General features: G+C 74.0%; 24 protein-coding genes and 1 pseudogene. 13 read left to right on the top strand and 12 right to left on the bottom strand.

The window, feature by feature from the left end; genetic code table 11:
• Positions 1-2: 2 nt before the first annotated feature.
• Positions 3-395, bottom strand: coding sequence for an ankyrin repeat domain-containing protein (locus tag E1182_RS10685; RefSeq protein WP_132263577.1), 393 nt, complete (start codon positions 393-395; stop codon positions 3-5).
• Positions 396-462: 67 nt separating this feature from the next.
• On the opposite strand from E1182_RS10685, the gene E1182_RS10680 reads away from it, so the two are divergent.
• Together E1182_RS10680 and E1182_RS32135 are read left to right on the top strand one after the other, a co-directional pair.
• Positions 463-837, top strand: a complete 375-nt coding sequence (locus E1182_RS10680; RefSeq protein ID WP_132263575.1) for a signal peptidase I — start codon at positions 463-465, stop codon at positions 835-837.
• Between the two features lie 14 nt (positions 838-851).
• Complete coding sequence (locus E1182_RS32135) at positions 852-1,034, top strand: hypothetical protein (protein WP_243706150.1); 183 nt, start codon at positions 852-854, stop codon at positions 1,032-1,034.
• 101 nt (positions 1,035-1,135) lie between these two features.
• Here the strand turns inward: E1182_RS32135 and E1182_RS32970 are convergent, their stop codons facing one another.
• Positions 1,136-1,270, bottom strand: a complete 135-nt coding sequence (locus E1182_RS32970) for a hypothetical protein (protein ID WP_371687531.1) — start codon at positions 1,268-1,270, stop codon at positions 1,136-1,138.
• 145 nt (positions 1,271-1,415) lie between these two features.
• Here E1182_RS32970 and E1182_RS10665 point away from each other — a divergent pair.
• The 5 genes and pseudogenes from E1182_RS10665 to E1182_RS10645 all read left to right on the top strand — a co-directional run.
• Positions 1,416-1,574 (top strand): annotated as a pseudogene (locus tag E1182_RS10665) (winged helix-turn-helix domain-containing protein); the annotation flags it as partial.
• A 278-nt stretch (positions 1,575-1,852) separates the two neighbouring features.
• Positions 1,853-2,464, top strand: coding sequence for a winged helix-turn-helix domain-containing protein (locus tag E1182_RS10660; RefSeq protein WP_132263573.1), 612 nt, complete (start codon positions 1,853-1,855; stop codon positions 2,462-2,464).
• Between the two features lie 22 nt (positions 2,465-2,486).
• Positions 2,487-3,155 carry a uridine kinase gene (locus E1182_RS10655; protein ID WP_132263571.1) on the top strand — a complete coding sequence of 223 codons (669 nt, stop codon included), beginning with the start codon at positions 2,487-2,489 and terminating at the stop codon, positions 3,153-3,155.
• A gap of 164 nt (positions 3,156-3,319) precedes the next feature.
• The gene (locus E1182_RS10650) at positions 3,320-3,718 is read left to right on the top strand and encodes a TraR/DksA C4-type zinc finger protein (protein ID WP_132263569.1); all 399 of its coding nucleotides are present in this window, start codon (positions 3,320-3,322) and stop codon (positions 3,716-3,718) included.
• A gap of 51 nt (positions 3,719-3,769) precedes the next feature.
• Complete coding sequence (locus tag E1182_RS10645) at positions 3,770-4,639, top strand: DUF72 domain-containing protein (RefSeq protein ID WP_132263567.1); 870 nt, start codon at positions 3,770-3,772, stop codon at positions 4,637-4,639.
• A gap of 61 nt (positions 4,640-4,700) precedes the next feature.
• Here E1182_RS10645 and E1182_RS10640 read toward each other — a convergent pair whose 3' ends face one another.
• Positions 4,701-6,473: a DUF1996 domain-containing protein gene (locus tag E1182_RS10640; RefSeq protein WP_132263565.1), complete on the bottom strand. Its 1,773-nt coding sequence runs from the start codon at positions 6,471-6,473 to the stop codon at positions 4,701-4,703.
• Positions 6,474-6,931: 458 nt separating this feature from the next.
• On the opposite strand from E1182_RS10640, the gene E1182_RS10630 reads away from it, so the two are divergent.
• Positions 6,932-7,360 carry a DUF2267 domain-containing protein gene (locus E1182_RS10630; RefSeq protein WP_132263561.1) on the top strand — a complete coding sequence of 143 codons (429 nt, stop codon included), beginning with the start codon at positions 6,932-6,934 and terminating at the stop codon, positions 7,358-7,360.
• A 12-nt stretch (positions 7,361-7,372) separates the two neighbouring features.
• Here the strand turns inward: E1182_RS10630 and E1182_RS10625 are convergent, their stop codons facing one another.
• Positions 7,373-8,128: a DUF72 domain-containing protein gene (locus E1182_RS10625; RefSeq protein ID WP_132263559.1), complete on the bottom strand. Its 756-nt coding sequence runs from the start codon at positions 8,126-8,128 to the stop codon at positions 7,373-7,375.
• A 6-nt stretch (positions 8,129-8,134) separates the two neighbouring features.
• The gene (locus E1182_RS10620) at positions 8,135-8,878 is read right to left on the bottom strand and encodes a PIG-L deacetylase family protein (protein WP_132263600.1); all 744 of its coding nucleotides are present in this window, start codon (positions 8,876-8,878) and stop codon (positions 8,135-8,137) included.
• A 239-nt stretch (positions 8,879-9,117) separates the two neighbouring features.
• Between E1182_RS10620 and E1182_RS10615 the strand changes: the two genes are divergently transcribed.
• Both E1182_RS10615 and E1182_RS10610 read left to right on the top strand, forming a co-directional pair.
• Entirely contained in the window at positions 9,118-9,360 is a 243-nt protein-coding gene (locus E1182_RS10615) for a hypothetical protein (protein ID WP_132263557.1), read from the top strand.
• A gap of 9 nt (positions 9,361-9,369) precedes the next feature.
• Positions 9,370-10,638 carry a cupin domain-containing protein gene (locus tag E1182_RS10610; RefSeq protein WP_132263555.1) on the top strand — a complete coding sequence of 423 codons (1,269 nt, stop codon included), beginning with the start codon at positions 9,370-9,372 and terminating at the stop codon, positions 10,636-10,638.
• A gap of 43 nt (positions 10,639-10,681) precedes the next feature.
• On the opposite strand, the gene E1182_RS10605 is transcribed toward E1182_RS10610, so the two are convergent.
• From E1182_RS10605 to E1182_RS10585, 5 genes are all read right to left on the bottom strand, one after another.
• Positions 10,682-11,347: a hypothetical protein gene (locus E1182_RS10605; protein ID WP_132263553.1), complete on the bottom strand. Its 666-nt coding sequence runs from the start codon at positions 11,345-11,347 to the stop codon at positions 10,682-10,684.
• A complete protein-coding gene (locus E1182_RS10600; protein ID WP_132263551.1) occupies positions 11,344-14,028 on the bottom strand; it encodes an FtsK/SpoIIIE domain-containing protein in 2,685 nt (894 codons plus the stop codon). The genes E1182_RS10605 and E1182_RS10600 overlap by 4 nt, the downstream gene beginning before the upstream one ends.
• Positions 14,021-14,962: a hypothetical protein gene (locus E1182_RS10595; RefSeq protein WP_243706148.1), complete on the bottom strand. Its 942-nt coding sequence runs from the start codon at positions 14,960-14,962 to the stop codon at positions 14,021-14,023. Before E1182_RS10595 ends, E1182_RS10600 begins: the two co-directional genes overlap by 8 nt.
• 9 nt (positions 14,963-14,971) lie before the next feature.
• A complete protein-coding gene (locus tag E1182_RS10590) occupies positions 14,972-15,232 on the bottom strand; it encodes a hypothetical protein (RefSeq protein WP_132186691.1) in 261 nt (86 codons plus the stop codon).
• A 268-nt stretch (positions 15,233-15,500) separates the two neighbouring features.
• Positions 15,501-15,881, bottom strand: coding sequence for a hypothetical protein (locus E1182_RS10585; protein WP_132263549.1), 381 nt, complete (start codon positions 15,879-15,881; stop codon positions 15,501-15,503).
• 121 nt (positions 15,882-16,002) lie between these two features.
• Here E1182_RS10585 and E1182_RS10580 point away from each other — a divergent pair, with 121 nt between their 5' ends.
• From E1182_RS10580 to E1182_RS10575, 3 genes are read left to right on the top strand one after another with little or no spacing between them, the layout of a single operon-like run.
• Positions 16,003-18,555: an ATP-dependent Clp protease ATP-binding subunit gene (locus E1182_RS10580; RefSeq protein WP_132263547.1), complete on the top strand. Its 2,553-nt coding sequence runs from the start codon at positions 16,003-16,005 to the stop codon at positions 18,553-18,555.
• A 16-nt stretch (positions 18,556-18,571) separates the two neighbouring features.
• Positions 18,572-18,733, top strand: coding sequence for a hypothetical protein (locus tag E1182_RS31040; RefSeq protein WP_165942577.1), 162 nt, complete (start codon positions 18,572-18,574; stop codon positions 18,731-18,733).
• Entirely contained in the window at positions 18,733-19,083 is a 351-nt protein-coding gene (locus tag E1182_RS10575; RefSeq protein WP_132263545.1) for a DUF3140 domain-containing protein, read from the top strand. The genes E1182_RS31040 and E1182_RS10575 overlap by 1 nt, the downstream gene beginning before the upstream one ends.
• A gap of 113 nt (positions 19,084-19,196) precedes the next feature.
• Here the strand turns inward: E1182_RS10575 and E1182_RS10570 are convergent, their stop codons facing one another.
• Together E1182_RS10570 and E1182_RS10565 are read right to left on the bottom strand one after the other, a co-directional pair.
• On the bottom strand, positions 19,197-19,430 hold the full coding sequence (locus tag E1182_RS10570; RefSeq protein WP_132263543.1) for a hypothetical protein: 234 nt from the start codon (positions 19,428-19,430) through the stop codon (positions 19,197-19,199).
• A 20-nt stretch (positions 19,431-19,450) separates the two neighbouring features.
• Positions 19,451-20,440 carry a LysR family transcriptional regulator gene (locus E1182_RS10565; RefSeq protein WP_132263541.1) on the bottom strand — a complete coding sequence of 330 codons (990 nt, stop codon included), beginning with the start codon at positions 20,438-20,440 and terminating at the stop codon, positions 19,451-19,453.
• Positions 20,441-20,634 lie beyond the last annotated feature (194 nt).

Here is a 20,634-nt window from a genome sequence, read left to right as displayed (position 1 = left end):
CCTCAGCGGGGGGTGAGCAGGGTGAGCATGTCCGGCAGGTCGAAGAAGCGGGCGGTCTCCACCGCCGACGGGTTGCCGTGGTCCGGGTCGGCGCCGGCGTCGAGCAGGGCCTGGACCGCGTCGCCCGCGCGCCGGAACACCGCCGCCGCGAGGGCGGTCTGCCCACGGTCGTTGACCCGGGCAGGGTCGGCACCGCGGGCCAGCAACGCGGTCACCGTATCCGGGTGCGCGTGGTACGCGGCCAGGATCAGCAAGGTGTCACCCTTGTGGTTGGTCATGTTCACCGGCAGCCCGGCGTCGACGTACCCGCTCAGCTCCTCGGTCGCGCCGCCCCGGGCGAGGTCGAACATCCGGTGGGCGAAGGCCAGCGTGTCGGCGTCCAGGTCGTCGGTCACCCGTCCAGGTTAGTGCTCGGCGAGGCGGCGGAGGGCTGGTAGCTTCCCTGCCCACGACGGGAGGGTCATGGACGACGTGTACGTGGGCAACGCGGCTGTCGACGGGGCCGCCGAAGGTGGCTGGTTGCTGGGCCACTTCCGGCCCGCCGACGATCCCCGGCACAGTACCGAGGTCGAGGTGAAGTGGGGTGTGCATCCGCCCGGCCAGGCCCGGTCGCAGTGGGCCACGGGTGAGCGGCGTACGGCGCTGCTGGTGCTGGTGCGGGGCCGGTTCCGGGTAGAGTTCCGGGACCGCACGGTGGTGCTCGCCGAGCCGGGCGACTACGTGCTCTGGGGCCGCGGGGTCGACCACACCTGGTACGCCGAGCGCGAGTCGGTGCTGCTGACCGTGCGCTGGCCCTCGGTGCCGGGCTACCGGGTGCAGCCGCCGGTCCTGCGCTGAGGCCCGCGCCGCGTGTGCTGGCGTCCCACCATGCGATATTACCTACTAAACCAATAGGCTTTACCGACTACGCCCTCGACCAGCCCGCGGTCAGCGTCCACGTCTACCGGCCGGCGCTGCGCCGGATGACCCGGTACCGGCTCATCGACGGCCGGCTGCGGGTCGCCGAGGTGGCCGAGGTCGGCGTCGCCTGGTGACCATCCACTCCCACCCTGCCGACCCGCCCCTGGAAGGAGCCGCGTCGATGGCGCAGCAGCACCCGAGCCGTACCGACGACCGGCCGGTGCCCCCGCCCGGCTCACGGGGCATCGACGAGATTCTCGCCGAAGCCCGAGCCCGGCTGCGCCGGCTCGACCCGGAACGGGCCCACCTGGCGTACCGCGACGGCGCACTGATGGTCGACATCCGGCCCGCCGCCCAGCGGGCCGCGCACGGCACCGTGCCGGGGGCACTGGTGATCGAGCGCAACGTCCTCGAATGGCGGCTCGACCCGCGTTGTCCGGCCCGGCTCCCCGTGGCCACCGGCTACGACCTGCCGGTGATCGTCCTCTGCCAGGAGGGATACACCTCGTCGCTGCGTCTGGGGGTACGAGCACGCGGTGCCCCGGACGGTGGACGTGCACGTCCGCCGGTTGCGCGCCAAGCTCGGCACCGACACGCCGCTGGTGACCACCGTCCACGGCGTCGGCTATCGTCTCGCCGACGAGGCGCGCGTCCGAATCGACCGGTTCCGCTGAGTTCGCCGTCGCTCGGCCCGCCCGGGGACCTCCCGCCTGGTGTGTCGCGCACCGTCCGGACGATTTGAGTCAGATGGGGGACCCCCGTAGCGATCCGCCGTGGAGACTCTGCTGTAATCATCTGGCTCGTACGCAGAGCGAGGGTTCGGCTGCGATGTGTTCGTCAATTGTCACATTCATGCAACGTAGCTGCCCCTTGACCCTCGCTCGGGGGCCGGGAAGCATCGATGAAGCGGCGTCCCGGGCCGTGGGACTACCCGGACCAGCCAAGGAGGACCATGTCGGTCAGCCCCGCCTCGTCGCGCGCCGGATGGCATACGTCCCAGCCTGCCGTTCCCGGTCGTCCCCCCGGTGGCCAGCGCCGCCCGGCCAACACCGCCGCCGCTCCCGTGCTCACCGTGACCCTGTCCATCCCACTGGTCAACGAGGAGGCGCTGACCCCACCGGCCCGGCGCCTGCTCGAAGCCGCCCGGGAGATGCTGGAGCGAGGGGAGGGCACGATCACCACGACCGGGGTGCCGGCCGAACGCCGGCCCGAGCCGGTCCCGGCCGGCCGCGGCGCGGCTCGCCCGCTCGCCTCCACCATCCCCGCCCTGCACATCCTGGCCGCCTCCCGGTCCGTGCTGCGCGACGGGGAGCCGCTGCCCCTGACCCGGCTGGAATTCGACCTCCTGCTGCACCTGGTGGCCCACCCGCGCCGGGTCTTCACCCGGTTGCAACTGCTCAACGCCGTCTGGGGCTACGAGCACGCCGGGGTCCGCACGGTCGACGTGCACGTGCGCCGACTGCGCGGCAAGGTCGGGGTGGACGTCCCCCTCGTCACCACCGTCTACGGGGTCGGTTACCGGCTCGCCGACGACGCCCGGGTCACCATCGACCGCACCGGCTGAACCGCCGGGGCACCATGGTCGGATGCGCGTCCGACCCATCTCACCCGAGCGGCTCGTCGCCGAGCTGACCGAGCGCGTCCGTACCGCCGTCGGCCCGTCCTGGGCCCGCCCGGCCACCGACGGCGGGCCGGAGCCCGGCCGACTGCGGGTCGCCGTCGACGGGCCGCCGGCAGCCGCCCCGGACCGGCTCGCCGACGCCCTCGTCGACCCGCTTCGGGCGGCCGGACGACCGGTGTTGCGGATCCGTGCCGAGGACTTCCTCCGTCCCGCGTCGATCCGGTACGAGCAGGGGCGCACCAACCCGGACGCCTACTACGAGGGCTGGACCGACGAGGCGGGACTGCGCCGCGAGGTGCTCGAACCGGCGGGCCCCGGCGGGTCCGGACGGGTCCTGCCGTCGCTCTGGGACGCCGCCGCCGACCGGGCCAGCCGGGCCCCGTACGTGGATCTGCCGCCCGGGGCGGTGCTGCTGGTCAGCGGGGCGCTGCTGCTCGGCGGCGGCCTGCCGTTCGACCTCACCGTGCACCTGGCGCTCTCCCCGGCCGCCCTGGCCCGGCGCACCGAGCCGCACCTGCGCTGGACGCTGCCCGCCTTCGTCCGGTACGCCGACGAGGTCGCCCCGGCCACCTTCGCCGACGTCGTGGTCCGCGCCGACGACCCCCGGCACCCGGCGGTGGTCGAGCCGACCTGAGGCTCTCCGCGACGGGCGCCGCGACGGCGGAAACTCGTCGGTTTGGTCGCCCGGACAGGTGGGTAATCGCCCGGCTCAACAGCCACGGGTGATCTCGCTCGTGGCCGCCGTATCCGGGACGAACCACCCGGGCAGCCCACAGGTCACAGGAAAGGCAGGCAGTGATGCTCGTCCACGACACGGTCGGTACGGGCCGATCCCAGGCGGAGATCGACCAGATCCGGCTCTCCCTGCAGGCCCGCTACGACGAGCTGTCCGCGGAGTACGAGCAGGCGGTCGCGCAGAGCCAGATCCTGCGGCTGGTGGAGGTCGGCGACACCGCCGGCGACGACCAGGCCGACAGCGGCACCAAGACCGCCGAACGGGACACCGCGCAGTCTCTGCTGCGCAGCATCCTGGAGCGCCGGGCCCAGTTCGAGCACGCGCTGAGCCGGCTCGAGGAGGGCACCTACGGCTTCTGCGAGGGGTGCTCCGCGCCGATCCCGGTGGAGCGCCTGGAGATCTTCCCGTCGGCCACCGCCTGCGTGGCCTGCAAGCAGAACCGGGAGCGGCGGGCCGCCTGAGCACGGACGTGGTGGCGGCCGGTCGGACCAGGGACGCGGTGAGGTCTCCCCATGGGTGAGATCATTGTGGGCACCGCGTCCTGGACCGACCGGACTCTGCTCGACTCCGGCTGGTACCCGCCGACCGCGGACACCCCGGAGAAACGCCTGGCGTACTACGCCCGGCAGTTTCCCCTGGTCGAGGTGGACGCCACCTACTACTCGCCGCCGGCGGAGCGGACCGCGCGGCTCTGGGTGCAACGGACCCCGCAAGACTTCACCTTCAACGTCAAGGCGTTCAGCATGCTGACCGGGCACCCGACCCGGGTCTCCGCGCTCTACAAGGACCTGCGCCCGGTGACCGACAAGCGCACCGTCTACCCGGGCGACCTGACCGCGCAGGCGTACGAGGAGGTCTGGAGCCGGTTCCTCGGCGCGCTCGACCCGCTGGTCGAGGCCGGCAAGCTCGGCGCGCTGCTGTTCCAGTTCCCACCCTGGTTCACCATCCGGCGGTCCAACAAGGATTATCTGCTGGAGGTCCAGCGGCGCTGCGACCCGGCGCGCCCGGTCTTCGAGTTCCGGCACTCCTCCTGGTTCGACGGGGACAACGCCGAGGAGACCCTGACCTTCCTACGCCAGCACCGGCTGGCGTACGTCTGCGTGGACATGCCGCAGGGATACCGCAACTCGGTGCCTCCGGTGCTGGCCGCCACCGCCGATCTGGCCGTGGTGCGCTTCCACGGCCACAGCGACAAGTGGACCAGCACCGACATCCACGAGAAGTTCGGCTACCGCTACTCGGAGCGGGAGCTGCGCGACTGGGCGCCGAGGCTGTGCGAGCTGGCGCGGGACGCGGAACAGACCCACGTACTCCTGAACAACTGCTATCGCGACTACGCCCAGACCAACGCGCGGCAGTTGCAGGACCTGCTCGCGGCGTGACCCCGCCCCTCGCCCGGCGGGCGTTCGGCCCGCCGGGCGACGAGGTACGTGACGCGGACGGCTACCGGCAGCGGCGACCGTCGTTGATGCACTTGGCGATCTTCTTCATCTGCTGCACCGAGTTGACGTTGATGAAGTCGTTGTGGTCCGAGAACGGGTTGTGGTCCTCCTCGGGGAAGGAGTCGAGAGCGTACTGGCCGCGGAGCTGGATGTGGCGCGGGATGTCGTACGAAATGGTGATCCGCAGCTGGGGGATGGCCACGAGGTCCGCCGGGCAGGCACCGGTGGCCGGGTCGGCGAAGGCCACGTGGTCGCGGTGGTTGGCGCTGTCGACGTTCTGGCCGTCCCAGCAGCCCGGGAAGTCGTGCACCCGCTGCACCTGGCTGCCCTTCGGGCAGATCGGGTACCTGTCGGAGAGCCGGTCGGCGAAGCCTGAGCAGGTCCAGGTGGCCCGGGCGTTGGCCGGGCCCCGGCTGATCGGCTTCGCGTCACCGGTCAGCGCCCGCAGGAACATCGGCATCGGCCGCACCGGCGAGGTGGCATTGCCCCGGTACTCGATCAGCACCTTCGACGGCTGCACGATGCGGCCCGTGTTGTTCGGCAGCTCCAGGTTCGGGCCCTGCGGTGCCGGCAGCGCCGAGGGTGTCGCGCCCGCGCCGTTGTCGCCGTTGCCGTTGCCGTTGTCGCCCTCGCCGGGCTGCTCGCCCACCGGCCGGGTGTCGAGCACGCAGGGAGCCAGCGCCTCCAGGCCCGTCGGCCGCTGAGCGCTGCGGCCGATCGCGATGGCGATCCGGTCCAGGGCGGCGATCCGCTTGGCGCGCAGCGGCCCCACCACGGCGTTCTGCGCGAAGTCCGGGCCGCCCTCGCCCCTGCTGGTGGCCAGGCGCTCGTTGGCCGCGGCGATCTCCCGGTCCATCAGGTCGAGAGTGCGGTTCACCTCGTCGACCGCCCGCGCCGGCACCTCGGGCAGCTTGTCGCGCACGCTCGGGCACCGCACCGTCGGGTTGGCACCGCTGGCCGCCCGGGTGCTCACGGCGTGCGCGGCGTGCAGCCCGTCGTAGCTGACCTCGCAGTCCACCAGCGACACCCAGCCGGAGGGGCGGCTGCCCGCACGGCTCATCGTGGTGGCGATCCGCTCGATCGTCGCGGCCCGCTCGGCCCGGAGCCGCTGGATGACCGACCGGTTGAGCCGCTGGTCGATCCGTCCTTGGCTGGCGGTCATGGCGCGGTTCGCCGCGGCGAGCTGCCGGTCGAGGGCGGTCAGGTCCCGCTGCACGCTGCGGCTGACCGAGCGGGGAATCGCGGGCAGCCGATCGGCGACCCGGGGGCAGGAGACCTTCGGCTGCGTCGTGGACAGCGCCTGCGCCAGCTGGGCTTTGCGGTCCGCGCGTACCGACTGGTCGATCCGGACCACCGGCCAGAAGTACGACGAGCGGTCACCGTTGCGGCAGGTGGTGCCGGAGACGGCCAACGCCTCGTTGGGCGTGTTGGCGTCGATGGCCAGGTTCCCGACGAAGTCGTGCAGGTGCTCCGCGCCGTTGCGGATGCCGGGCTGGGCGACCGGGTTGTCCGGGCTGAACTTGCCGTTGCCGTTCGTGCCGCAGTCCACGGTGAACACGCCGGTGGACGCGCCGGCGGCCGGCGGCGGCGTCACGACGTTCGGTTGTACCTGCTGGATCGGGACGAAGTCGGCCAGGTCGGCCTCCGCCGAGGCCGTGTTGCGACCCCCGCCGGACACGAACGTCACGGTGAGCACCCCCACCGCGGCGACCGCGGTCACCGCCGCGATGATCCTGGTCCTGCGCTGCCTGCCCTGATTTCGGATGGCGGTCATCTCGGTCCCTTCGTATGAGCGGCGCTTCGGCACCGCGGTGCCGGTTGCGGCCGGGGGTACGGGCGCCGCCGCCGCGCCGATCGCCCCCGCGCCGTCCGGTAACCGCTCGGTAAGAACTGCCGGCCGGTCCGGAGCCGGTGGGTGCGGGCCACCGTGATCGGGCGACCTCACCTCTGCGGGGTGAGGTGAGCTCACCCACCTGCGGCGCAGCATGGGCGGTGTCGGTCGGCGTCCGGCTGACCGGCGCGAGCACGGCACGGAGGTGACCGGTATGGCAGTGCGGGTGGTGGCGGACCCACGGCGGTCCGTCGTGCTGCACGTCGTCGGTACCGGCGGTGGCGCCCGGCGGCCGACCCGGACCGACCGGTTCAGCCCGGTCCAGCACCGGCGGGGCCCGTCCGGGCCGCCGCGACGCGACGACGACCGGGGATGGGAAACCGAGACGTGGGGGTGGCGAGATGGCTGAGCAGTTGCATTCGGCGTTCGAGTCCTCGATGGACAAGACCAATCTGATTCTCAAGGACATCGAGGCCGCGTACGGCTGGCCCAAGCAACAACGCAACCAGTCGTACGCGGCGTTGCGGACCGTGCTGCACCTGCTGCGCGACCGGATGCCGGTGCAGGAGAGCGTGGAGTTCGCCCAGCAGTTGCCGGTGCTGGTGCGTGGCATCTACTTCGACGGCTGGCAGCCGGACGACGTCCCCATCAAGCTCAACCGGGACGACTTCCTCTACGAGGTGCGTCAGGGCTTCCCGTACGACGTCGAGGGCGGCCCGGAACGGGTGGTGCAGGTGGTGCTCGACACCCTGCGCCGGCACGTGACCCAGGGCGAGTGGGCCGACGTCAAGGCGACGATGCCCGGCGAGTTGCAGCAGATGATGCCCTGACCGGGTGGCCGGTCACCCCGTCACCCGGCTGACCGGCCGTCCGGCCCGCCGGGCCAGCGCGGCGAAGGCCACCGCGTCGAGCACGGCCGCTCCGCCGGGGTCGTTGTTGAAGTAGACGTACGCCGGTTCGGTGTCGTCGAAGGCCGCGCCGAGGCGGCGTACCCAGGTGGCCAGCGCCGTGCGCCCGTAGCGTGGCCACGGCCGGGCCCGACCCTCGTGCAGGCGCAGGTAGCCGAAGTCGGTGGTGCGCCACAGCGGGGTGACCGGACGGCCGAGCCGGTCCGCCCACACCAGGGCCGCGCGGCGGCCCTCCAGCACCCGGCGGACCTCGTCGGTCCACCAGGACCGGTGGCGCGGCTCCACCGCCACCCGGACGTCGGCCGGGAACAGTCGCAGGGTGGCGTCCAGCGCGTCGGCGTCGGCGGGCAGGGTCGGTGGCAGTTGCACCAGCACCGGGCCGAGCCGGTCACCCAGCGCGGTGGCCCGGTCCAGGAAGCGGGCCACCGGCTCGGCCGGCTCCCGCAGCCGCCGGACGTGGGTCAGGTTGCGGCTCATCTTCACCGCCACGCAGAAGTCCGCCGGGGTACGCGCCCGCCACGCGGCGAAGGTCTCCCGTTCCGGTAGTCGGTAGAAGGCATTGTTCACCTCCACGGTGGCGAACCGGGTGGCGAAGTGCTCCAGCCAGAGCCGCTGCGGGAGCGTCGCCGGATAGCACCGGTCCCGCCAGTCGCGGTACTGCCATCCCGAGGTGCCGACCAGAAACACCACGTCCGCCTAGTGCAGGCCCAACGGGAAGACCTCGAAGGCGGCCCCGTACCGGACACCGAGGCGGGTGCCGGCGGGCCGGCTCACTCCCTCCAGGAACTCCTGCGCGTCGAAGCTGCCGTCGCCGAGTCCGCGCAGGTACGCGTCGTGCGCCCGCAGCGACGCCAGCCCCGCGCCGAAGGTGTCGGTCACGTCCACCCCGTGCCGGGACAGTGGCGAGGCGGCGGCCCAGACATCGCGTACCCGGTTCCACGGTTCGAGCCCGTCGGTGAGCTGCTCCGCAAAGATCCAGCGGTTGCCGGCGTCCCGGGCGGCGTCCAGGGTCGCCCGCCCGGTGGCGATGTGGTCGGCCTGGTTGAGCACCGTCGCCCCGTCCCAGGTCTCCCGGAAGTTGTTGGTGATCACGATGTCGGGTCGGTGCCGGCGGATCACCTCGGTGATCGCCCGGCGCAGCGGCACGCCGTACTCCAGCAGACCGTCGGGCAGGCCGAGGAACTCCACGGCCGTCACCCCGACGACCCGCGCGGAGGCCCGCTGCTCCTCCTCGCGCAGCACCCGGGCGCGGTCCGGCGGCACCGCGTCGATTCCCGCCTCGCCGCTGGTCACCAGGCAGTAGACGACCTGCTTGCCCTGCCCCGTCCAGCGGGCGACCGCGGCGGCGGCGCCGAACTCCAGGTCGTCCGGGTGGGCCACCACAGCCAAGGCCCGCTGCCAGTCCTCGGCCACCGGCGTCAGCGGCTCCGGTTGTCCCACCATGACCTCCTAGTCCCGTACCTGGCGTCCATCCTGGCACCAGCGCCCGCTCCCCGCCGCTCGGGGACGAACCCCGGAGGCTGGCCGGGGTCCCAACCCCGCAGGTGCGGACCCGGCGAATCGCCCGTGTGGTGGCGGCCTGGGGTCTACGGTGTGGTTAGAGACGATCTGGCGTGGGGTACCACCCGCTGACGACAGACCCCGACCGACGGCGGGGCGGCACACCCGAGGGAGCACCCATGGCACTCAACGACGACGACATGCAGACCACCAGCGGCGGCGGCGCGGAGGGTCCGGCCGATGGTGGGGCGACCCCGGGCCGGCAGGACGGTGGCGCCGACGGCGGCGCGGAGGGTCCGGCCGACGGTGGGGCGACCCCGGGCCGGCAGGACGGTGGCGCCGACGGCGGCGCGGAGGGTCCGGCCGACGGTGGGGCCACCCCCGGCCAGCAGGACGGTGGCGCCGACGGCAGCGCCGACTGACCAACCATCATGACGATCATCGACCCGCCGGGTGGCCGTGGCCGCCCGGCGGTTCCGTCCGCCATGCACGCGCTGGCCCGCTGCGTCGGCGTCGAGCCGGCCAAGTTCGCCACCGCGTACTGGGGTCGGCAGCCGTTGCTGTCCCGCGCCGCCGAGCTGCCGAACCCGCGTGGCTTCTCCGACCTGCTCAGCTCCGCCGACGCCGACGAGCTGCTGAGTCGGCGCGGCCTGCGTACGCCGTTCCTGCGGGTGGCCAAGGACGGCCAGCTCGTGCCCGCGGCCCGCTACACCGGCAGCGGTGGCGCGGGCGCCGAGATCGGCGACCAGGTCCTCGACGAGAAGATTCTGGAGTTGTACGCCTCCGGCGCCACCCTGGTCCTGCAGGGACTGCACCGCACCTGGCCGGCGTTGGTCGACTTCGCCCGCGACCTGGGCACCGCGTTGGCCCAGCCGCTCCAGGTCAACGCCTACCTGACCCCGGCCGGCAACCAGGGCTTCGCCACCCACTACGACACCCACGACGTCTTCGTGCTCCAGGTCGACGGCCGCAAGCACTGGCGGATCCACCCGCCGGTGCTGCCGGACCCGCTGGAGAAGCAACCGTGGGGTGGCCGGGCCGACGAGGTGTCCGCCACCGCCAGCGGTCCCGCCGCCCTGGACGTGGTACTCGAACCCGGTGACGCGCTCTACCTGCCCCGCGGCTGGCTGCACAGCGCGCAGGCGCAGGAGTCCCGGTCGCTGCACCTGACCGTGGGCATCCGGGCGCTGACCCGGTACGCGCTGGTGGAGGAACTGCTGGCGCTCGCCGCCGAGGATCCACGGCTGCGTGCCGGGCTGCCGTTCGGTATCGACGTGGCCGACCCGGACGCGATCGAGCCGGAACTGACCGAGACGGTCGAGGCGCTGCGCGACTGGCTGCTGCGGGCCGATCCGGCGGCGCTGGCCGCCCGGCTGCGACAGCGGGCCTGGCCCGCCGTCCGGCCGGCACCGATCCGGCCCCTGGCCCAGGCCGCCGCGCTCGACGCGCTGGACCCCGACAGCCGGATCGCCCCCCGGGGTGGGCTGCGCTGGCAGCTCGCCGCCACCGGCGACGACCGGGTTGCGTTGCGCCTGTTCGACCGGACGATCACTCTGCCGGCGCAGTGCGCGCCCGCGCTGCGTGCCCTGCTCACCGGGGACGGGATCCGGGTCGGGGACCTGCCCGGACTGGACGACGACGCCGACCGGCTGGTGCTGGCCCGTCGGCTGCTGCGCGAGGCCGTCGCCGTCCCGGCCTGACCCGTCCCGGCCGAGCACCGCGCCCGGCCGGTCGGGGGCCTGGTCAGCGGGCCGCGACCAGCAACGTCACCGTGGTCGCCAGGCCGGCCACCAGCACGATCGCGGCCGGCCGGGGGCCGAGCAGGGCGTGTCGCCGGTCGGCCAGCCGCTTGGCCGGAGCCAGCCCGGCCAGCGGGCCGAGCAGGGTCACCACCAGCGCCAGCACCGGCATTCCCACCGCCAGGTCGCCGCCGTACCGGGCACCCACCGCCCGGGCACCGACACCCAACGCGTACGCCAGCAGCGCGCCCGCCACCCCGCAGAGCGCCAGCAGCGGGTTCGCCGAGCCCGGTAGTTCCCCCGGCTGACCGGCGCGGTCGAGCAGGTCCCGTACCGTGCGCAACGCGTCGACCGGATCGCCGGTGGCGTCACGGGCCGGCCCCGGCGGCGGTCCGAGCCGCCGTGCGCCCAGTCCCAGCCGGCCGCGCAGCTCCGCCCACAGGTGGGTCACCTCGGCGTCCACCCGGTCGGCCAGGGACCGGGCCTCGGCCAGCTCCGCCTCGGCACGGCGCAGCTGCTCGTCCGCCTCGGCGACGGCCCGTTCGGCGGCGGCGCACTGCTGGTCGTACCAGGCCTGCGCCTCGGCGCGCTGGGTTGCTACCCGGCCGGTCAGCTCGGCGAGGCGGCGGACGTGGGCGGCGTACGTGTCACTGGCGACCGGTTCGTTCATCGGGACGGACCATAAGGGATGATCACCTGTCCGGTGCGGTGCACCGCTCGGTCGAAGAACAGCCCCCGCCACGGGCGCGGGTACCAGTCCGGCCCTCCGGTGCCCGGGTACAGCGACGAACCCAGCTCACCGCCCTGCACGTCGAGCGCCACCCAGGCCCCGATCTGGTCGGTACGGGCGGCCGGCCCGCCCAGGTCGGCCCGCATCCGGGCCACCCCCCGCCACCAGGCCAGCACGTGGGTACGCCGTTCCGGCCCGTCGTGCAGGATCCGGCGCAGCCGGTCCAGGCCGTCGCGCCCGCCGGTGCTGACCGACAGCGCGCCGGCCGCCGCGTCGACGGCGAACAGGAACAGGTAGTGCGGTGTGCTCGGGGTGCCGGGCCGGCCCAGCGCCTCGACGGTCTCGGCCATCAGCTCCGGCACCGTCTCCTCGTCGTACCAGGCGGCGTCGTCGGCCAGGTCGGCGTAGAGGGCGCGGGCCGCCGGGTCGGCGTCCGGGTCCAGGCAGGCGATGGAGTAGCGGGCGGTGCCGGGGCGGTGCTGGCGCGCCAGGGAGCGGGCGGCGGCGTCGAGAACCGCGCACGCCTCGTCGACCCGGGTGCCGAGCACGGCCAGGTTCCGTCCGGGCGCCCGGGGCAGGCGCAGCGAAGCGGAGCGGGCCTGCACGTCGATGATCTCCCCGAGCAGCGCCACCGGCCCCCGGGGTGGGGCATCACCGGCCGGCGGGGTCAGCGCGCGGAAGTCGGGCGCCTCGGCCAGCCGGGGCACCGCGTCGCCGTCGAAGAGCCGGGCCGGGGCGGCGTCGGCCGGCCGCATCCGCCACAGCCGGTGCTGCAGCTCGCTCCAGGTCTCCCAGTCGCCGGCCGAGGGGATCCGGGCGACCTGGTTGCCCTCGGCCATTCCGGACTCGGCGTTGACCACCGCGTGGTACTTCGGCAGCGCCTGCGCCGCGTCGTTGCGCTCGGCGAGGATCCGCAGCGCCTTGGGCAGCGCGATTCGCAGGGTGAACTGGGCGACCAGCGCCGGCCGCCCCCACAACGCCTCGATGCCGCGTACGTCCTGCGAGGCGAGCACCAGGTGGATGCCCTGCGAGCGGCCCCGCCGGGCCAGGTCCTCCAGCAGGTCGGCGGCCTCCCGGGCGACCACGTCGCGGCCGGCCAGCAGCGCCTGGAACTCGTCCACCACCGCCACGATCCGTGGCCAGTGCCCGGTCGGGTCCACCGCGCGTAACTCGGCGAGCTTGGTGACCTCGTGCTTCTTCGCCGCGTCGGCGCGTCGGCGCAGCTCCTCGGCGAGGAACCGCAGCAACGCCAGCCCGAATTCCCGGTCGGTGTTGACGTTGATGCCGACCAGCCGCATGTGCGGCAGCCAGCTCGGGTCGCGCCGGCCCTGGGCGAACCGGGCGAAGGACACCCCCTCCTTGAAGTCGAGCAGGTAGAACTCCAGTTCGGACGGGGAGTAGCGGGCGGCCAGCGCGCCGATCCAGGCGAAGATCAGGTTGGTCTTGCCGGTGCCGGACGGCCCGCCGATCAGCGCGTGCGGCGGATAGTCACCGAGGGTGAGCAGCACCGGGCGGCCGTGTGGGCCCTCGCCGATGGGGGCGGTGAGCCCGTGCGCCGAATCCTCCCGCCACATCCGCTCGGGCGGAGGGAGCAGGTCGGTGAAGGGGGTCGGTGGTGGGCCGGCGTTGACCCGGGAGGCGATCTCCCGGCAGGTCTCGGTGACCAGCGCGGCGGGCGGTGGTGGGTCGAGGCGTACCGGCAGTCCGGTGGGGCCGCCGACGCGCGCCGCGCCCGGTTCGGCGACGATCCGGGTGAGCGTCGGGTCGTCCGGCAGCTCGATGCCGCGGACCACCAGGTGGACCCCGCAGGCCGCACCGGTGCGGACCACCCGGTCGAGTTGGCCGCGCTCGTGCCGCGACGGTTCGTCCCCGCCGAGTAGTACCGCCACCCGCCACGGCTCGGGTCGGCGGCCGGTCGCCGCGGCCAGTTCGCGCAGCGAGGCGTACTCGCCGGCGAGGACCGTCTCGTTGATCCGGCGGATCTGTTCCACCAGGTCGTCCAGGAGCCGTCCCAGCCCACCGGGACCGACGAAGGTGAGCAGCCCGGCGGTGCCGAGCGGGGCGAATCCGGCCAGACCGCCGCCGAGGTGTTCGGGATCGTAGCCGTGCAGGCGCACCGCGCCGGGATCGGCCCGGCCGACGCCGCGCAGCAGCAGCGCGGAGACGACCGCGTCGCCGCCGTGCCGGTCGGTGCCGGACACCTGCACGTGCCCGGCGTCCAGCAGTGGGACCAGCGCCGGGACCGGTTCCGCGCCGGGGATGCGCAGGGTGCCCACCCGGGTCGGACCGACCGGTTCACGCCGGCCGGCGGGAGTGGGCCGCCATTCGGCCCACGGCGCGGACGCCGCGCCGGGTGCCTCCCGCATCGCCGCGGCGGCGGCCCGTCGGGCCAGCTCGGTGATCCGGGTGGCGTGCCGCTCGTCGATTTCGGCGAGCCGGCGGTCCCGCTCCGCGGCGACCCGCTGCGGCACGGCGGCAGCGGCCCGCCGGGTGCGGGCCAGCCGCTCCCGTACGGCGGCCAGTTCCGCCTCGGCCGTGCTCAGCCGGGTACGGCTGGCGCCGCCGGCCTCGGCGAGCAGCCCACGCACCCGGGACACCAGGTGGCCACGCAGGTCAGCCACGGGGGGCGCCGTCCGGTCCGGTCGCGGTGCTCCGCCCGCCCGGGCGGCCCTCGGCCACCGCCTCCCGGCGCGCGTCGGTCTCCTCGGCGCGGGGCAGGTCGCGGCCGAGCCGGGACAGCAGCACCCCGGTCACCACCCCGGCGGTGACGGCCGGGTCGGCGGCGTGCGGCTGTTCCTCGCCCTCGCCCCGCCGTGGCGGCGGCATCCGGCAGATCCGGGTGAGCAGGGTGTCCAGCACCGGTGGGGGCAGTCCGGGGAGCAGGTCGCGGACCCGGCCGTCCAGCTCGTTGCGCAGCCGGCTCAGGTCGTCGGCGCGGGGTGGGTGACCGAGCAGTTCGCCGGCGAGGTCGCGCAGCAGCGGCGGCGCGATCGCGGCCATGCCGAGGCCGACGTCGGCGTGCGCGCCGCGCAGCTCCCGGCGCAGCCGGTCCCGGTCGCCCGAGCGGACCCCGCCCACCACCCGGCGCAGCAGCTCCCGGGAGTCGGCGACGCGTTCGTCCGGTTCGTCCGGCGGGCCCTCCCGGCCGCCGGTCAGTTCGGCGACCCGCACCGACCACCAGCGGGTGACGGTGGGATCCTCCTGCTGCCGCTCCGGCGGCGCGGCGGGTGGCGTGGCCTCGTCCCGGGGTGCGTCGTGTCTCGGCGCCCGGCCCGCCGGTGGGGCCGGTGGGGCACCGTCCGGCGCGAGCCCGATCGCGGCCAGGTACGCCGAGAGTTGCTCCTGGGCCACCCGCAGGGCGTGCCCGGCCGACTCGGCGTGCTCGACGGCCGCGGCGAGTTCCGGCACTCCCATCGGATTCGCCGACTCCTGCCGGACCCAGCGCAACCGCTCGGTGGCCTGGCCGAACTTCTCCAACGCCAGGGCCAGCTGGGCGAGGGGGAACTCCTCGGCGGCGGCGCGCACCTGCGCCCCCACGTCCTCCACGATGGACACGGCGACCGCTCAGAGGGTCGAGACGTAGAGCTGTGCCTGCTCCACCGCGACCAGGGTCGCGGCGAGGCATTCCTCCAGCTCCTGGCCGGCCTGGGTCAGTGAGGCCTGGGCCGCCTCCACGGTCTCGTGGCCGCTGCCCTCCAGGGCCCCGGCGAGGGTCTGCTGTGCCTCGGCGAGTTTCTCGCCGGCGGCCTGGACCGCTGTCTGACCGTCCCCGATCTGTTGGAGGGCGACCTCGATGGCTGCCTTCAGTTCGGCGACGCTCGCCACGGTGACCTCCTGGGGGCGGGGAGACGTCCATTACAACGCATACCCGGTCGGTAAAGAACTTCCACCCTGGACATGTCCGGCCCGGATCGGTCCGATCAACGCCACGACGTGCGCCCCCGTGCCGCTCGTCCCGGCCGGCCGGTCCCGTCCACACCCCATCCGGTCCCGCTGACCGGACCCGAGCCCTCGCCCGGGATCTACCGCCTCGGAGAGCGGTTTCCGGGCGTGCCCACCTGGCACCCGAGCCGCCGCGACGGGCGCGGGGCCATCAGGGGCGGGGCAGCCACCGGGGGCCGTGAACCTCGGCGCCGAGGCGGTTCACCCGGGCCCGCAGCTCCCGATCGGCCGTCACCACCAGTCGACGGCGATCCGGAGCGGCGCGTACCAGGTCGACGATGGTGTCGTCGCCGGAGCCGGGAGCCGGCACCGTACGCACCTCGGGCGTCCCGCGGACCTCCCGGGCCGCCCCCTCCACCACCAGCACCACCTCCACCGGCGGTGGCAGTTCGGGTGGCAGCCCGCGCGCGGCCAGCGGGGCCAGGGCGTCCCGCAGCCGGGCCGCCGCCCCGGCCCGGTCCCGCCACCAGCCGTCGGGTCGGGAACCGACCACGTTGGCGCCGTCGACGATCAGCAGCGGGCGGGTCTCCATACCCCCAGCCTGTCACCCCGGCGCGTTTGTCGCGCCGGCCCCCGGGTAGCCACCGGCGACCGTGCCGCGCCCGCAGATCGCCCTGGGCGAGGCGTGCCGCGCCCCGAGGAGCGGAGGGAAGATGATGGGACCCGGTGACTACGGCGCCGATCCGTGGGACGAGTTCCTGGCCCGGTACTTCGGCCGCGGTGAGGGTGGACGCCGACCGGCCCACCGGGTCGACATCACCCGACTGATGACCGCCGACGCCCGGGAAATGCTGGCCGACGCCGCGCGGCGGGCCGCCGAGAAGCACAGCAACGACCTGGACACCGACCACCTGTTGTGGGCGGCGTTGCAGCGCGAGCCGCTGCGCGACCTGGTACGCCGGGCCGGTGCCGACCCGGACACGCTGGTCAACGCCCTCGGCGGCCGGGGCGAGGGGGTGCCCGGCGGCGAGGTGCCGCCGAACCTGTCGCTGACCCCGGCGGCGAAGCGGGCCCTGCTCGACGCCCACCAACTCTCCCGCGCGATGGGGGCGAACTACATCGGCCCCGAGCACATCCTGATGGCGTTGCCCCTCAACCCGGAATCGCCGGCCGGTCGGATGCTCGCCGCCGGGCGGATCCAGCCCGAGTCGCTGCAGGCCGCCAGCGCCGAACGTGGCCCGGCGGGCGGGCCGCGCCCGGACCGCGGCACCCCCACCCTCGACCAGTACGGGCAGGACCTCACCGATCTGGCCCGCAACGACCAGATCGACCCGGTGATCGGGCGCGCCGAGGAGATCGAGCAGGCCGTGGAGATCCTCTCCCGGCGGACCAAGAACAACCCGGTGCTCATCGGCGAGGCGGGCGTCGGCAAGACCGCCATCGTGGAGGGACTGGCGGAGCGGATCTGCGACGGCGACGTGCCGCAGACCCTGATCGGCAAGCGCGTGGTGCAGCTCGACCTCGCCGGGCTGGTCGCCGGCACCCGCTACCGGGGTGACTTCGAGGAACGGCTGAAGAAGGTGATCGAGGAGATCCGGGCCCACCGGGACGAGCTGATCATCTTCCTGGACGAGATCCACACCCTGGTCGGCGCCGGCGGCGCCGGCAGCGAGGGTGGCATGGACGCCTCCAACATGCTCAAACCCGCCCTGGCCCGGGGCGAGCTGCGGGTCATCGGCGCGACCACACTGGACGAGCACCGTCGCAGCATCGAGAAGGACGCGGCGCTGGCGCGGCGTTTCCAACCGGTGCTGGTGCCCGAGCCCAGCGTCGAGGACACCGTGGCCATCCTGCGCGGCCTGCGGGACCGCTACGAGGCCCACCACCAGGTCCGGTTCACCGACGAGGCGCTGGTCGCCGCCGCCGAACTCTCCGACCGGTACGTCACCGACCGGTACCTGCCGGACAAGGCGATCGACCTGATCGACCAGGCCGGCGCGCGGGTCCGGCTACGGACCCGCACCCCCGCCTCGGATGTACGGGAGTTGGAGCAGCAGCTCGACGAGGTACGCCGGGACAAGGAGCAGGCCGTCGCCGACGAGCAGTACGAGAAGGCGTCCGCGCTGCGCGACCGCTTGGCCGAGATCGAGGGGCAGCTGCGCCGCGCCCAGGGCGACGAGGGTGGCCACCACGTCCCGTCGGTCGGCCCCGCGGAGATCGCCGAGGTGGTCTCCCGGGCCACCGGCATCCCGGTCAGCCAGCTCACCGAGGAGGAGCGGGAGCGGCTGCTGCGGCTGGAGGGTCAGCTGCACGCGAAGGTCGTCGGGCAGGACGACGCGGTCAGCGCGGTGGCCGAGGCGGTTCGCCGCTCCCGTACCGGACTGGCCGACCCGAACCGCCCGATGGGCAGTTTCCTGTTCCTCGGCCCGACCGGGGTCGGCAAGACCGAGCTGGCCCGGGCCCTGGCCGAGGCGCTCTTCGGCGAGGCCGAGCGGATGGTCCGGCTGGACATGAGCGAGTTCCAGGAGCGGCACACGGTGGCCCGGCTGGTCGGGGCACCCCCCGGTTATGTCGGGTACGAGGAGGCCGGCCAGCTCACCGAGGCGGTGCGCCGCCGACCGTACGCGGTGGTGCTGCTCGACGAGGTCGAGAAGGCCCACCCGGACGTGTTCAACATCCTGCTGCAGGTGCTCGACGACGGCCGGCTCACCGACAGCCAGGGTCGGACGGTGAACTTCAAGAACACCGTACTGATCATGACGAGCAACCTGGGCGCGGAGCTGATCACGGGCAGCCAGCGCGCGGTGGGCTTCGGCGCGGGCGAGTCCGGCGGCGGGGGGGAGAGCGACGAACTGCGGGAACGGCTGATGCGCCGGCTCCAGGAGACCTTCCGCCCGGAGTTCCTCAACCGGATCGACGAGACGATCATCTTCCGCCGGCTGGAGACCCAGCAGCTACGGCAGATCACCGAGCTGCTGCTGGAGGAGACCCGCCGCCGGCTACACGCCCAGGACGTGCGGATCGAGGTGACCACCGCCGGAATCGACTGGTTGGCCGAGCACGGCTACCAGCCGGAGTTCGGAGCGCGGCCGCTGCGCCGGGTCATCCAGCGGGAGGTCGACAACCGGCTGTCCCGGATGCTGCTGGAGAACCAGGTCTCTCCCGGCCAGAAGGTCACCGTCGACGCCCGCGACGGTCAGCTCACCGTCGAGGTGGCCGCCGGTGGCCCCGGCCACACCCCGGCCACCACGTCGCACCCACGATGACGCGGAGGGCGAGGAGATGACCGAACCGGAGGAGACCAGGGACGACACCGAGCGCACCGAACCGATCCTCGCCCCGCCGACGGCGAACCCGGCCCGGGTGCAAGTGCCGGCGGAGGGCCCGAGGCAGCAGACCGACGGGGACCCGGCACCGGCCGGGCGACCGGAAGAGGAGGCGTGATGGCACGCGAGCAGCGACTCGACCCCGAGGTCGAAGTGATCTGGGAGGACTTCCACGCCGAGGTCAACGTCACCTCCGAACAGCTGCGGCAGTGGCTGCTCACCCGCGGCTCCGGGGAGGAGTCGTTCGGGCCGAACCCGGACCTCGACCTGCCGGAGCCGGGCCGGCGGATCCTGCGGGTGCTGACCAAACGCAAGGTGGACCTGACCCCGGAGGACATCGAGGTGATGCGGGAGGCGATCGACCGCATCCGGGCGCTGACGGCGGAGAAGCCCCGCGCCGGCAACGCCGACGACCAGTGGCGGCACGCCCTGCTCGACCTGGGGCACGACGTCCTCGTCGAACGCTGAGCCCAAGCGGCGTTCTCGTCGAACGCTGAGCCCAAGCGGCGTTCTCGTCGAACGCTGAGCCCAGCGGTGTGCCCGCGGACCGGGTGGTCCGCGGGCACCGGCGTCCGCCCCGGTCAGGACTCCAGACTGGGCAGTTGCAGGCCGGCGGCGGTGGCGGCGCTCTGCCGGTCGGCCAGGGTGCGTTCCTCCCGGCTGAGCAGGGTGGCGTACTCGGTGACGTCGGTCGGGTCCGGCACCTCCGGCAGGCGGCGCAGGAACGCCTCGACGTCGCGGGCCGCGGCGGTGTGCGCGGCGGCTGCCCGACGCAGCAGCTCCCGCTCGTCGTCGGTGGGATGGAGATCGGTCATACCGCCTCTGATACCCGTCGTCAGGCCGTTCGCACCCCCGGTCGGGCCGGCGCGGGGCGAGCCCCGAACTCGGGGTGGTGCCGCAGCCAGGCCAGGTAGTCCGGATGCACGCCCAGCGAGTCGGTGTACGCGGCCACCGCCCCTTCCAGCACCGGCTCGGCGACCCGGGCGGCGGGGGAGTCGGGGTGCCAGCCGAGCAGCAGCCGCCACCGCAGCGGCGTGCCGGTCAGCCGACGGGTCACCAAACCGGCCACCGGGCGGAAGGTGGCCTGGCAGAGCGCGACCGCCTCCCCGGCGTCGACCAGATCCATGCAGCCGCGCACGTCGGTCTCGTACACCTTGCGCGGGGTGAAACCGGCGCGGGCGCAGGCGGCGGCGAAACAGTCGCCGAAGCACCCGTCGCCCGGCGCGGCCACCCACTGCTCGTCGCTCAGCTCCGCCAGGCCGATCTCGTCGCGGCCGGCCATCGGATGCCATGCGGGCAGGAGCACCAGCACCGGGTCGACGGCCACCTCCCGCCAGCTCAACCCGAACTCCGCGGGCGGGTTGGCGTCCCCGCAGATGCCGGTCAGGGCGAAGTCCAGCCGCCCGCCGGCCACCAGCGTGGCCAGCTCGTCGGCCGACCAGGAGGCGTACGTGGTGATCTGTGCCTGGGGCTGCGCGGCGGCGAGCCGGTGCACCAGGCGACCGAGGATCGGGCTGTTCACGCCGCCGAACCGGTAGCGGGCCAGCGCGTCGTCCGCCCCGGCCAGCCGGGCCGCCTCGTCCTGCAGGCCCTTCATCGCCGGCAGCAGCACCCGGGCCCGGGCCAGGACCAGCTCCCCCAGCGCGGTGGGACGGGCGCCGCGCCGGTCCCGTTCGAACAGCGGGCCGCCCAGTGTGCGCTCGATGCGCTGCAGCTGCGCGGTCAGGGCCGGTTGGGCCAGGCCGAGGGCCGATGCCGCCTTGGTCACGCTCCCCGTCTCGGCGATCGCGCAGACCACCCGCAGGTGCCGCAGCTCCAGATTCATAACGTGACGGTAGGACCACGCCACGGTCAGGGGAAGGCCCCGAACGTATTGGTGTGGATCAGTCGCGGTCGTCGTCGGAGTCGATCGGGTACGTCCGCCGTCCGGTGACCGCGTCGCGCACCTTGTCCACCACCCCCCACGCCGGATCGACCAGCCGGTTCCAGGGCGGAGTGGCCGGGCTGTCGGGGTGCGGG

This window comes from Micromonospora sp. KC721 (assembly GCF_004348355.1).
Classification (GTDB): Bacteria; Actinomycetota; Actinomycetes; order Mycobacteriales; family Micromonosporaceae; genus Micromonospora.
This window is presented reverse-complemented; position numbering and strand designations above follow the sequence as displayed.